The following is a 13191-nucleotide window of genomic DNA, read 5'->3' as shown; positions in this document are numbered from 1 at the left end:
CAGCGGCCGAGCGCAGCGGATAGGCTGGGCGGATGACGCGAGCCGAGCAGCCAACGGTCGTGACCGCCCCCGCGAACCCCACCTACGACGAAGCCCTCGCCGCGGATTCCCGCGAGCGAGCGGTGCGCGCCCTGCTGCGCACCCCCAGGCTGCGCCGGCTGTGGAGCGCCCAGCTGGTGAGCGGCATCGGCGATGCCCTCGCCCTGCTGGTGCTGGTGTTGCTGGCCTTCCAGACGGCCGTCTCCGAAGAGACCTTCGGCGGCGGCTACCAGGGCTGGGCCCTCACCGTCGCGGCCGTCTTCGGTGTCCGGATCCTCGCCACCCTGCTCTTCGGCGCCGTCCTGCTCGGTCCGCTGGCGGGGCTCCTCGCTCCGAAGGAGGCCGGCGGCAAGCTGGACCGCCGCTGGACGATGATCGGCGCCGACGGGATCCGGCTCGGCCTGTTCGTCGTCGCCCCGCTCTGGCTCGACTGGATCCCGGCCCACGCACTGACCGCGCTGCTGGCCACCGTCTTCGTCTCCGGCGTCGCCGAGCGCCTCTGGACCCTGGCCAAGGACAGCGCGGCTCCCGCCCTGCTGCCCTCGCCGCCGCCCGAGGGGGCGACCGTACGGCCGCTGCCGGACCACCTCGACGCGCTGCGCCGGCTGAACCTGCGTACGTCCTTCGCCGCGCTGCCCGTCGCCGCCGCCGTGCTGCTCGCCGCGACCCTGGTCGGCAAGGCCCTCGGCCTCGGCGTGGACTGGTTCGCCGAGAACCAGGCCGCCCTCGGCTCGTACGTGGCCTCCGGCCTCTTCGCGGCGTCCGTCTCGCTGCTGCTCCCGCTGGTGCTGCCCGGGGCGAAGACCCCGCGCCCGCGTTCGCCGCTGGAGGGCCTGCGGGCCCCCAAGGCGGGGGACCGCCCGGAGAAGGGCCGTACGGGGGCCATTCCGCTGCTCGTCCTGGCCTGCGCCGCCGTCGCCGGAGCCGTGGCCAGTGCCGTCGCCGTCGCCGTCCTGCACGCCTTCGACCTGGGCGGCGGCCCCGCCACCTTCTCCCTGCTCGTCCTGGCCCTGCTCGGCGGCACCGCGCTCGGCATCCGCGCCACCCAGGCCGGCAAGGTGCTGCCCGCGCTGTCCCGGCGGAGGCTGCTCGCCCTGGCCATCGCGGTGGCCGGGCTCGCGCTGCTGCTGACCGGGCTGGTCCCGGACACGGCGACCGTGCTGTTCCTGTCGCTGCTCGCCGGCGCCGCCGCGGGCGTGGCCGCCAACACGGGGCACACCCTGCTCGACCAGGAGACCGAGGAGTTCCGCCGGGCCCGGGTCACCGAGCACCTGCAGGCCGTCGTACGGGTGGCCGTGGGCGTCGGAGCCGTCCTCGCCCCGCTCCTGGCCGCGGCGATCGGCCCGCACCGGCTGGCCGGCGGGGGCGTGGTCTTCGCGCACGGCGGGGCAGCGTTCACCCTGATGCTGGTCGGCGCCCTGCTGCTGCCCGTCGCGGTCGTGGTCCTCACCAAGGCCGACGACCGCAGCGGCGTACCGCTGCGCCGCGATCTGCGCGAGGCGCTGCGCGGCGGGGAGCCGGTGCAGGCGGCGTCCGACGCCGGGTTCTTCATCGCCCTGGAGGGCGGGGACGGAGCCGGCAAGTCCACCCAGGTCGAGGCCCTCGCCGACTGGATACGGAGCAAGGGCCACGAGGTCGTCGTGACCCGCGAGCCGGGGGCCACCCCGGTCGGCAAGCGGCTCCGCTCGATCCTGCTCGACGTCTCGTCGGCCGGGCTGTCGAACCGCGCCGAGGCCCTGCTGTACGCCGCCGACCGCGCGGAGCACGTGGACACCGTCGTCCGGCCCGCCCTGGAGCGCGGCGCGGTCGTCATCTCCGACCGCTACATCGACTCCTCGGTGGCCTACCAGGGCGCCGGCCGCGACCTGTCCCCGACCGAGATCGCCAGGATCTCGCGCTGGGCCACCGACGGGCTCGTCCCGAACCTGACCGTGCTGCTCGACGTATCGCCGGAGGCGGCCCGCGAGCGGTTCACCGAGGCGCCGGACCGGCTGGAGTCGGAGCCGGCCGAGTTCCACCAGCGGGTGCGGGCCGGGTTCCTGACGCTGGCCGCGGCCGACCCCGGGCGCTACCTGGTGGTCGACGCCGGGCAGGACCCGGAGTCCGTGACCACGGTCGTGCGCCACCGCCTGGACCGAATGCTTCCGCTCTCGGAGGCCGAGGTGGCCGCCCAGGCCGAGGCCCGGCGCAAGGCCGAGGAGGACGCCCGGCGCAGGGCCGACGAAGAGGCGGCGCGCAAGGCGGAGGAGGAGCGGCTGCGCGCGGAGGAGGAAGCCCGGCTGAAGGCCGAGGCGGAAGCCGCCCGGATCAAGGCCGAGGCCGAGGCCGCCCGCAAGGCGGAGGAGGAGCGGCTGCGCGCCGAGGAGGAGGCCCGCGCCCGGGCCGAGGCCGAGCGGCTGCGCGCGGAGGCCGAGGAGAAGGCCCGCGCGGCCGAGCAGGAGCGGCTGCGCAAGCAGGCCGAGGAGGAGGCCCGGCTGCGCGCCGAGGCCGAGGAGCGGCGGCTGGAGAAGCAGCGGCGTGCCGAGGAGGCCCTGCTGAGGGCCGAGGAGGCGCGCCGGCTGGTGGAAGCCTCGGTGGCAGCGGCGGCCGCGCAGGCCGCGGCGGCGGCTTCGGCTCCTGCCGTGGCTCCGGCTGCGGCGCCCGCTCCGGCCCCTGCTCCGGCCCCCGCGGCTCCCGCCCCCAAGGTGCCGATGACCAAGGAGCCGCTGCCGGACGACGCCGTGACGGTGGAGACCCCGCTGGTCAAGCGGGTCGTCCAGCCGGACGACGTGACGCAGACGGTCCCGGTGCCGAAGATCGACCCGGCGGCGGAGACCTCGGTCCTGCCCGCCGTCGCGCCGGCCGGCCCGGCGGACGAGACGGCGGTCCTGCCGCCCGTACCGGCATCCGGTCCGACCGACGAGACGGCGGTCCTGCCGCCCGTACGGCCGTCCCGTACGAGCGGCCGGGCCGGTCAGGCCCCGTCCGGCCCGGCCCGGTCCGCCACGCGGCCGACGGCCCGGCGTCCGCAGGAGAGCCCGGCCGACCGGGTGCCGCCGGGCATCTTCCGGGATGCCGGCGAGGACGCGACCCGCGAGCTGCCGGTCTTCGGCGCCGACGGCCGTCAGGGCGGGCAGGGGCAGGAGGACGGGCAGGGCCGGCCGAGCCGGCCGCGGCCCGCCTGGGCCGAGGAGACCCCGCTGGACGACCTGCCGACCCTGGCGGACGAGCTGCTCGGCCCGCGCCGGGACGACGAGGACGAAGAGGGCGGTCCGCGCCGCCGCTGACGGGGATTGTCAGTGGCGCACGCCACACTGGGGGCGGGCAGGAGCGGCAGGAGCAGGACGAGCGGTACGGACGGCCAAGGCAACGACGGCCGGTGAAAGGCGGTGGGCGGGATGCCCGTATGGGACGACCTGGTGGGACAGGAGCGGGTGCAGGCGCAGCTGGCCGCAGCCGCTCGTGACGCCGACGCCCTGGTCACCGCCGTCGAGACCGGGGCGGCGCCGCCCGCCGCGTCCAAGATGACCCACGCCTGGCTGTTGACCGGCCCGCCCGGCTCCGGGCGGGCCACCGCCGCCCGGGCCTTCGCGGCCGCGCTCCAGTGCACCAGCCCGGACCGCGCCCTCGGGGGCGAGCCGGGGTGCGGGTTCTGCGACGGCTGCCACACCACCCTGGTCGGAACGCACGCCGATGTGGAGATCGTCCGTACCGATCTGCTGTCCATCGGCGTGAAGGAGACGCGCGACCTGGTCCGCCGGGCGCAGCTCTCCCCGGCCGTGGGCCGCTGGCAGGTCATCGTCATGGAGGATGCCGACCGGCTGACCGAGGGCGCGGGCAACGTGCTCCTCAAGGCCGTGGAGGAGCCCGCTCCGCGGACCGTGTGGCTGCTGTGCGCACCCTCGTTGGAGGATGTGCTGCCCACCATCCGCTCCCGCTGCCGGCACCTGACCCTGCGCACCCCGCCGGTCGCCGCCGTCGCCGATGTCCTGGTCCGGCGCGACGGCATCGAGCCCGCCGTCGCCGCGGCCGTCGCGCGTGCGACGCAGGGGCACATCGACCGGGCCCGCCGGCTCGCCACCGACGAGACCGCCCGGGCCCGCCGGGCCGCCGTGCTGAAGCTCCCGCTCCGCATCGACGACGTGGGCGGCTGCCTCAAGGCAGCCCAGGAGCTGGTCGACGCCGCCGCCGAGGATGCCAAGCAGGTCGCGGAGGAGGTCGACACGAAGGAGACCGAGGACCTGCGGGCCGCGCTCGGTGCCGGAGCCGGAACCGGCGGGCGGATGCCGCGCGGTACGGCGGGCGTGATGAAGGAGCTCGAAGACCGGCAGAAGCGCCGCCGTACCCGTACCCAGCGCGACACCCTCGACCTGGCGCTGACCGACCTCACCGGCTTCTACCGGGACGTGCTGGCGCTCCAGCTCGGCACTTCGCTGGCGATCGCGAACGAGGAGATACGGGCCGACCTCGACCGGATCGCCCGCGCGTCCGGACCGGAGCGCACCCTGCGCCGGATCGAGGCGATCATCGCCTGCCGTGATGCGCTGGACCGCAACGTGGCCCCGCTCCTCGCGGTCGAGGCGATGACGATGTCCCTGCGCGCGGGCTGAGCGAGCCGGCGCCCCGCCCGCGTTGACCGCTTCACCCGTATGAGCGATCCGGCGAGGTCGGGCTGCGGAGCGCGGGCTCCGCGCGGGCCTGCGGTGCGCCACCGGGCGGCGGGCGGCCGGTCGGCGTGCGCCCGCCCGGCCGGGCCGCCCGGCAGGCCGTAGGCTCCGAGAATGGACACCAGTCGCCTGCTGCGTACCACCGGAACCGTGATCGCGGCCGCCGGGCTGCTGCTCTCCGGATGCACCTCGGACGGTTCGGGGGGCCCGCGGGCGGCTGCCTCCTCGTCCGGGGGTGCCGCGCTGTCGGCGGCTCCGACCGCGGTCCCGGCTGCGCTGCGCCCGTACTACGAGCAGAAGCTGAACTGGCGCGACTGCGGTGTCCCCGGGTTCCAGTGCGCCACGATGAAGGCCCCGCTGGACTACGCGCACCCCGAGTCCGGGCAGGACGTGGACATCGCCGTGGCCCGCCGCCAGGCCACCGGCCCCGGCAAGCGGCTGGGCTCGCTGGTGGTCAACCCGGGCGGACCGGGCGGTTCCGGCATCGGGTACCTCCAGGCGTACGCGGGCATCGGCTACCCGGCACCCGTCCGCGCCCAGTACGACATGGTGTCCTTCGACCCGCGCGGGGTGGACCGCAGTAGTCCGGTTCAGTGCCTGACGGGACCGGAGATGGACAAGTTCACGCAGGTGGACCAGACGCCGGACAACGCGGCGGAGCGGGCCGAGCTGGTGACCGCGTTCAAGGAGTTCGCCGACGGCTGCAAGGCCCGCTCGCAGCGGGTCCTGCCGCACGTCTCCACCGTCGAGGCGGCCCGCGACATGGACATGCTGCGCGCGGTGCTGGGCGACGAGAAGCTGACGTACGTCGGCGCCTCGTACGGCACCCTGCTCGGTGCGACGTACGCGGAGCTCTTCCCCGGCCGGGTCGGCCGCCTCGTCCTGGACGGCGCGATGGACCCTTCCCGTCCGGCGCTCGAAATGAACCGGGACCAGACCGGGGGCTTCGAGACCGCCCTGCGCTCCTTCGCCAAGGACTGCGCGAAGCAGTCCGACTGCCCGCTCGGCAAGGGCAGCCCGGAGGCGGTGGCCGACCGTCTCCAGGAGTTCTTCCGCAAGGTCGACGCCCAGCCCGTGCCCAGCGGCGATCCGGCCCGCCCCCTGGGCGAGTCCCTCGCCACGACCGGGGTGATCGCGGCGCTGTACGACGAGAGCGCGTGGCCGCAGCTGCGGGAGGCGCTGACGGCGGCGATGAGCGGCGACGGGTCCGGCCTGCTCGGCCTCGCCGACAGCTACTACGAGCGCGAGCCGGACGGGAAGTACGCGAACCTGATGTTCGCGAACGCCGCGGTGAACTGCCTCGACCAGCCGCCCGCCTTCGCCGGCCCTGAGGCGGTGGATGCGGCCCTGCCCTCCTTCGAGAAGGCCTCCCCGGTGTTCGGCGCGGGCCTCGCCTGGGCCTCGCTGAACTGCGCGTACTGGCCGGTCAAGGCCACCGGCGAGGCCCGCGCCCTGACCGCGAAGGGGGCCCCGCCGATCGTGGTGGTCGGCACGGTCCGCGACCCGGCGACCCCGTACAAGTGGGCCCAGGCACTGGCGCAGCAACTCGACTCGGGAGTCCTGCTCACGTACGACGGCGACGGCCACACGGCGTACGGCCGCGGCAGCTCCTGCATCGACACGGCGATCAACACGTACCTCCTGCAGGGCACCGCACCACAGGACGGCAAGAAGTGCAGCTGACGCCCTGATCCACCCCATATACGAGACATGCCCGACCCCCACGCAATGCGGTTCGGGGCACCCCGTTCGAGCCTGTAGACTTGGCGCCGCTGCTGATGAGAGCTCCTCTCCAAGGGAACACTTGTCTACCCAGCGGTGCCGCCTTAGCTCAGCTGGCCAGAGCAACGCACTCGTAATGCGTAGGTCTCGGGTTCGAATCCCGAAGGCGGCTCTGTAGAACCCTCAGGACTCACTCGCCGTGACCTGGGGGTTTTGCTATTTCCGGGGTCGTTCGGCGCATGCGTCGTCCGGTTCGGAACCTTCGAGTTCCTGAGCCGCCGCAGCCCGCCGCCGCTGTCTCCTGCGTGTCAGCCCTGGCCGCGGGCCCTGCTCGTTGGACGACTCCCCCCAGGCCTCCCCTCGCGTTCCAGAAGCCGTCCCTCCCGAGCTACTTGAGGCTCGGATGCCTCCGCGCAAGTCGCTTGAGCCATGCCCGGTGGGCGAGCCCGCCGACCCGAGTGGCAGTCCACCACGACGAGTGATCAACAGATTGAGATGCTGACCGCCCGTAACCCCTCACGAATTCCCCCGAGGAAACGCGCATGACCGTGCACACTGTGACGCCACTCGACGGAGCACTCCCTGTGCCCGAGCGGGTCTGGTACGCCTCCTACGGCTCCAACATGCACATGGACCGGCTTGCCGCGTACATCGCGGGAGGCAGGCCCCCGGGCGCCACGCGCACGTACCCGGGATGCCGGGATCGGCGGGCGCCGGAGCGGTCCATCGCGGTGGAGTTGGCCGGCCGCCTCTACTTCGCAACTGAGTCTGCCGTGTGGACGGGTGGGCGCGGGTTCTACGATCCGACCGCTCCGGGCCGTATGCGTGGACGCGCGCATCTGGTCACCGTTGGCCAGATCTCCGATATCGCTGCGCAGGAGATGTACGGGGAGCCCGGACGTGACCTCGATCTGACGACGGTTCTTCGCGAGGGCCGTTACGAGGTGGGCCCCGGACGCTACGAGACCCTGATCTGTCCCGGGACGATCGAAGGCATCCCCGTAGTGACGTTCACGGCACCGTGGAGGCTCCAGGACGTGGACGCGCTCATGCCCTCTGCGGCGTACCTGCGGTACCTGGCCGGCGGACTCCTGGAATCAGGGCCATGGGAGAAGCAGGACATCGCGAACTACCTGGCCGCCTGCCCGGGTGCGGCGGGCAGTTGGACGGCCCGTCAGGTGTTGGAGCTGCTGACCGCCGACATCAGACAGTGATCCGGGATCGGTCGGCGCGGGCCGGGGACAACTCGTGGTGCGTGATTCAGGGCGCGGTCGATGATGCGGCGCCTGTCCGGCCAGCCATCCGGGTCGCTTTCGTCCAGGGCGGCCGCGACTGCCGGCCTTGCGCACCGTGTTGCCGGACGGAAGCTCGGTCCGTTACCAAGAGTGATCGACGGTGCGCTGCCGACCTGGGGGTTGGGGGCATTCATCACGAGGGGTGAGCGGCTGGGTGGGGTGGCTGGGGGTGCGGTCGCTGGGGGGTGGGGGTGGGGCTACTTTGGGATGGCTGGACCTGGGCGACGCGTGGCAGGAGGCCGGCATGTCTACACGGTTGCGCAAAGCGGCGGTGGGGGTGGCCGCGGTGGGGCTCGTGGTGGTGCCGCTCGGGGTGGGCGCCGGGTACGCGCTCGATACCTCGGCCGGGACCATCGTGTCGGCTTCGGCCCCCGTTGCCGGCGATGCGGAGTTTCCGCAGCTCACGCCCGCCGTGGCGCGGCAGTTGGACGATGCCGTGCGGAAGGTGATGAGCGAGGCCAAGGTGCCCGGGGTGATGGTGTCGCTCTCGGCCCCCGGCAAGGGCTCGTACGTACGGGCCTTCGGCGTCGCCGACAAGGCCACTGGCCAGTCGATCCGTACGGGCATGAACATGCGCATCGGCAGCGTGACCAAGACCTTCACCGTGACCGCCCTGCTCCAGCTGGTCGACCAGGGCAAGGCCCGGCTGGACGACCCCATCGGCAAGTACGTGGCCGGGGTGCCCAACGGGGACCGGATCACGCTGCGCGAGCTCGCCGGTATGCGGAGCGGGCTGTTCAACTACTCCGAGGACGAAGGCTTCTTCAAGGCCCTCACGAGCGATCCCCGACGGCCCTTCACCCCGCAGGAGCTGCTCGCGTACTCCTTCAAGCACCCGGTGCTGTTCGAGCCCGGCGCCAAGTTCTACTACTGCAACACCAACTTGATCCTGCTGGGGCTGGTGGTCGAGAAGCAGAGCGGGCAGAAGCTCAACGACTACATCAACCAGAAGGTCGTCCGCCCGGCCGGGCTGCACCACACGCTCTTCCCCGTCGGCGCGGAGTTCCCGAATCCGCACTCCCAGGGCTACACCGACCAGACCGCGACCGGGAAGACCGAGGACGCGGCCGACTGGAACCCCTCCTGGGGCTGGGCCGCCGGAGCGATGATCTCCGATCTCGAGGACCTGAAGACCTGGACGAAGGTCATGGCCACGGGCACGCTGCTGAAGCCCGCCACCCAGGCCGAACGCCTGAAGGTCGTCGAGGCGCTGCCCGGCACCGGCTACGGCCTGGGCATCTTCAACGTCCAGGGCTGGATCGGCCACAACGGTTCGCTGCCCGGCTACCAGGCGCTGGCCGTCTACCTGCCGGAGGCGAAGGCCACGCTGGCGGTGATGCTGAACACGGACATCTCGTACGAGGGTGCCGAGCCCAGCACCCTCTTCGGTGAGGCGATCACCAAGGTCGTCACTCCGGACCACGTCTTCACCCTGCCCGCCCAGTCCGTTACCGCACACTGAGGGAATGAGCGATCAGGGTGTGGTGCTGCGCGTTGCCGGTCACGGCGATCTCGATGTCGCGGGCGGGCTGTTCCGGGGCTACCTCGACTTCTACGAGGTGAAGGTCGAGGACCCGGACGCGCCCCGGGCGTACCTCGCGGAGCGGATCCGCGGCGGCGAGTCGCTGGTGCTGCTCGCGGATGTGCCGGGGGCCGGCACGGTCGGGTTCGCGCAGGTCTACCGGACGTTCTCGTCGCTCGCCCTGCGGCCGATGTGGATCCTGAGCGACCTGTACGTCGACCCCGCCGGCCGCCGCACCGGCGCCGGGCGGGCGCTGCTGCGCGAGGTGCTGCGCCGGGCGCGGGAGGCGGGGGTGTCCGGGGTGCAGCTGGAGACGGCGTACGACAACCACGTCGCGCAGGCGCTGTACGAGGCGGAGGGCTTCGAGCGCGAGGAGTTCCACGTCTACTTCCACGGACTGGATGTTCGCGGAGTGGGGTGAGGGTGTTGGCCCGTTCTACTTCGCGTCCGCGTAGCAGTGGACGATCGCCGTCGTGAACGGGAAGCGGACCGGGGTGTCGCCGAAGGCGATGCGGCCGGCGCGGTCGCCGGCGGTGCGGATCGCCTCGGCCACCGCCTCGGCCTCCTCGGCCGGGCAGTGCACGATCACCTCGTCGTGCTGGAAGAACACCAGCTCGGCCCGCATGCCGGCGGCGGCGATGGCCTGGCGCAGGGCCGCGAGGAGCAGCAGGGCCCAGTCGGCGGCGCTGCCCTGGACGACGAAGTTACGGGTGAACCGGCCGCGGGCCCGGGTGTTGGCGGAGGCGTAGCTCGGCGTCCAGCCCTCCGCCCGGTCCTGCGGTACGCCGGCTTCGCCGTCCTCGTCGGCGCCGACCGGTGGCGGGCAGGTCCGGCCCAGCCAGGTCCGTACGAGGCGGCCCTCTTCGCCGGCCTTGGCGGCGTCGTCCACGTACGCCACGGCCTGCGGGAAGCGGCGGCGCAGCGCGGCCAGGTTCTTCAGGCCGTCGCCTGAGGTCTGCCCGTACACGGCGCCGAGGACGGCGATCTTGGCCATGTCCCGGTCGCCGGAGAAGCCCTGGCGGGAGATGGCCGTGTAGAGGTCCTCGGGGCGCCCGGCCACCTCCATGAAGGCCGGGTCGCGGGAGATCGCGGCCAGCACGCGGGGCTCCATCTGGTCGGCGTCGGCGACGACGAGCCGCCAGCCGGGGTCGGCGACGACGGCTCTTCGGATCACCTTCGGGATCTGCAGGGCGCCGCCGCCGTTGGTGACCCAGCGGCCGGTGAGGGTGCCGCCGGGGACGAACTCGGGGCGGAAGCGGCCGTCGCGCACCCAGTCCTGGAGCCAGCTCCAGCCGTGGGCGGTGTAGATCCGGTACAGCTTCTTGTACGTGAGGAGGGGCTCGACGGCGGGGTGGTCGAGCTCCTGGATCTCCCAGCGGCGGGTGGACTTGAGCCGGATCCCGGCCTCGGCGAAGGCCTTGATGACGTCGGCCGGGAGGTCGGGGCGTACGCGGCGGCCGAACGCGGCGGAGATCTCGTCGGCCAGCTCGGCGAGGCGGCGGGGTTCGCCGCCGCCGGCGTAGCGCTCGCCGAGGAGCTCGGTGAGCAGGGCGCGGTGGACGTCGGCGCGCCAGGGGAGGCCGACGCGCTGCATTTCGGCGGCGATGAGGAAGGCGGCCGACTCGGAGGTGGTGAGCAGGCGCATGCGGTCGGGGTGGGCGGTGGCGGCGGTGCGGCTCGCCTGGTCGCGGTAGATCGCGACGAGGGCGTCGAGGGGGAGGGGGGTGGAGGTGGGCCGGGGGTCGAAGAGGGAGTCCTGGGTGGTGGGGGTGGCGGTGCGCTGTGGCTGTGGGGGATCGGGGGGTACGGGGGCGCCGGTGAGGCGGGCCCAGGCGGCTGCCGCGGAGCGGGGCTCGCCGGAGCGGCCTTCGTGGGCGAGGAGGAGGAGCTCGGTGTCTTCGATGTCGTGGCAGCGGTCCACGCGGGCGCCTGCGGCGAGCAGACGGGGGTAGACGGCGGCGGTGCTGCGCCAGATCCAGCGGGTGGGGGCGGGGGCGGAGCGGATCGCCTCCGCGGGGTCTTTGAGGGTGAGGTGGGGTCCGTCGGTGGGGGTGGGGGTGGGGGGGATGAGCGGCATTGCGTGCCAGAGGCCGTTGGGGGCTTCGGCCAGGGCCCAGTGGGGGGTGCGGTCGCTCATGGGTGCGAGTGTCCCACCGGGGGCTGACAGTCTGGCTCGGCTGAGCTGGTGTGGCGGTGGGTTGGGGGCCGATGCCGATGCCGATGCCGATGCCGATGCCGGGGTCGGTGCCGGTTCCGCTGCGCGGGGCTTTCTCCCCGCCCCGCCCTTTCTCCGTTTCCCGGGGGCTCCGCCCCGGACCCCCGCGCCTCAAACGCCGGCGGGGCTGGATGTGCCGGCCCCCGGCGGGGCTGGATGTGCCGGGTTCCGGCGGTGCCGGCCCGCGGCGGGGGGCGTGACAAGCTGGGGTGGTGAGAGAGATTGTCGATCGGGCTTGTCAGGCCGCGCTCTACAGCCAGGACGATGCCGGGTTGGATGCCGGGGCATCCGTGCTCGTCGGGGACGGCGGGCAGTGGGGTGGGGTCGGGCGGGAGTTGCTGGGGCGCGGGGAGGCGTACGTACGGCAGGCCTGGGAGCGGGGGTGGCAGCCCGCCGATGTGCTCCGGCTCGTGGGGCGGGATCTCGGCGACCGGCATCTGCGGATCACCGGCGACCTGATCGCCGCCGAGGCGCGGCGGTACGCCCGGCTGCCCGAGCGGTGGACCGACGCCGAGGTGTGGTGGGCCGAGGACGGGAAGTACGGGGAACGGCTCGTCGGGCGGGAGAAGACCGATCGGTTCAGCCTTGCCACCGCCTTCCTCGAGGTGTTTCGGCTGCTGATCCGGTTGCCCTCCATCGAGCCGGTCGGGGCCCTGCCGGGGGATCCGGCCGCCGATGCCCTGGAGCACGCGCACATCGAGCCCCGCATGCTCGGGCGCATCCGGGCTCTGCTCGCCAAGGCCGAGGCGACCACGTTCCCGGAGGAGGCGGAGGCGCTCAGCGCCAAGGCGCAGGAGCTGATGGCCCGGCACACCGTCGACGAGGCCGTGCTCGCGGCGAGCGGCAAGGGGCCCGCTCAGGTGCCTGCGGCCTGCCGGATCGGCGTCGAGGCCCCCTATGAGGAGGCAAAGGCGGTATTGCTGGATGCCGTCGCCACCGCCAACCGGTGTCGGGCCGTGTGGAACAGCGCCTTCGAGTTCTCCACCGTCGTGGGGTTCGAGAGCGATCTGGAGGCCGTCGAGCTGCTCTATACGTCCCTGCTCGTGCAGGGCACGGCCGCCATGACCCGTGCCGAGGCCGCGCAGCGCTCCGGCGGGCGCAAGCGGACCAAGACGTTCCGGCAGTCCTTCCTGCTCGCGTACGCCAGCAGGCTCGGCCAGCGCCTCGCCGAGACCGCCGAGCACACCGCGGCCGAGGCTCCCGACAACCTGCCCGCCCTGGTGGCCCGCGATGTCGCCGTCACCTCACGGGCCGACGAGATGTTCCCCCGGACCACCACCACCCGGCTGCGCGGGGCCACCGATCATGCGGGCTGGGAGGACGGCACCGCCGCCGCCGACCGGGCGCACATGGGGGGCAGGCGGCCGCCACTGCCGCGTTAGCGGTCGTTGCCTTCGCCGCGCAGTGCCTGGGCTTCCGACTTCAGGATGCGCATCGACCGGCCCACGGAGCGGGCCATGTCGGGCAGCTTCTTCGAGCCGAAGACCAGCACGCAGACCACGAGGAGCAGGATCAGGTGCCAGGGCTCAAGGGCATTGCGGAGCATGCGCGTTCCCCCTACGGGTGACGGGAATTCCGGTGCGGTCCCGACCATCGAACAGGGCTGCACGCGCACGGACAAATCTGAAGAAGACCTGAAGGGTGATCGGCGTCCCGCCCTGGCCGGAGCTTGATCCAGGCTTTATAAGGGTCTGATTCGCCCCTGATCCACCCGAGTTCTTCCCTGACAGTGATCAGGGGAGCACCCTCCGC

The 13191-nt window shown here is 73.2% G+C and carries 9 protein-coding genes and 1 tRNA gene; 8 read left to right on the top strand and 2 right to left on the bottom strand.

Going from position 1 to position 13191, the window contains the following annotated elements; translation table 11 throughout:
* The first annotated feature begins 32 nt into the window (after positions 1-32).
* From tmk to ACIQU4_RS22195, 7 genes are all read left to right on the top strand, one after another.
* Positions 33-3305 (top strand): dTMP kinase, encoded by a 3273-nt coding sequence (tmk, locus tag ACIQU4_RS22225; protein WP_403733358.1) that lies wholly within the window; start codon positions 33-35, stop codon positions 3303-3305.
* Between the two features lie 111 nt (positions 3306-3416).
* Positions 3417-4628, top strand: a complete 1212-nt coding sequence (locus tag ACIQU4_RS22220; protein WP_403733355.1) for a DNA polymerase III subunit delta' — start codon at positions 3417-3419, stop codon at positions 4626-4628.
* Between the two features lie 171 nt (positions 4629-4799).
* Positions 4800-6368, top strand: a complete 1569-nt coding sequence (locus tag ACIQU4_RS22215; RefSeq protein ID WP_403733352.1) for an alpha/beta hydrolase — start codon at positions 4800-4802, stop codon at positions 6366-6368.
* Positions 6369-6505: 137 nt separating this feature from the next.
* A tRNA-Thr gene (locus ACIQU4_RS22210) sits at positions 6506-6579 on the top strand.
* A gap of 370 nt (positions 6580-6949) precedes the next feature.
* On the top strand, positions 6950-7621 hold the full coding sequence (locus ACIQU4_RS22205) for a histone deacetylase (protein ID WP_403733349.1): 672 nt from the start codon (positions 6950-6952) through the stop codon (positions 7619-7621).
* A gap of 325 nt (positions 7622-7946) precedes the next feature.
* Positions 7947-9164 carry a serine hydrolase domain-containing protein gene (locus ACIQU4_RS22200; protein WP_403733347.1) on the top strand — a complete coding sequence of 406 codons (1218 nt, stop codon included), beginning with the start codon at positions 7947-7949 and terminating at the stop codon, positions 9162-9164.
* 4 nt (positions 9165-9168) lie between these two features.
* On the top strand, positions 9169-9645 hold the full coding sequence (locus ACIQU4_RS22195; protein WP_403733344.1) for a GNAT family N-acetyltransferase: 477 nt from the start codon (positions 9169-9171) through the stop codon (positions 9643-9645).
* Between the two features lie 15 nt (positions 9646-9660).
* Here ACIQU4_RS22195 and ACIQU4_RS22190 read toward each other — a convergent pair whose 3' ends face one another.
* A complete protein-coding gene (locus tag ACIQU4_RS22190; protein WP_403734033.1) occupies positions 9661-11301 on the bottom strand; it encodes a bifunctional 3'-5' exonuclease/DNA polymerase in 1641 nt (546 codons plus the stop codon).
* Between the two features lie 350 nt (positions 11302-11651).
* Between ACIQU4_RS22190 and ACIQU4_RS22185 the strand changes: the two genes are divergently transcribed.
* Positions 11652-12821, top strand: coding sequence for a DUF2786 domain-containing protein (locus tag ACIQU4_RS22185; RefSeq protein ID WP_403733341.1), 1170 nt, complete (start codon positions 11652-11654; stop codon positions 12819-12821).
* Here ACIQU4_RS22185 and tatA read toward each other — a convergent pair.
* Positions 12818-12985 (bottom strand): Sec-independent protein translocase subunit TatA, encoded by a 168-nt coding sequence (gene tatA, locus ACIQU4_RS22180; protein ID WP_403733338.1) that lies wholly within the window; start codon positions 12983-12985, stop codon positions 12818-12820. The genes ACIQU4_RS22185 and tatA overlap by 4 nt on opposite strands.
* Positions 12986-13191 lie beyond the last annotated feature (206 nt).

This window comes from Streptomyces sp. NPDC090741 (assembly GCF_044769045.1).
In the GTDB taxonomy this organism is placed as follows: Bacteria; Actinomycetota; Actinomycetes; order Streptomycetales; family Streptomycetaceae; genus Streptomyces.
The sequence above is the reverse complement of the archived record's forward strand: the minus strand, read 5'-3'. Positions and strand labels throughout refer to the sequence as shown.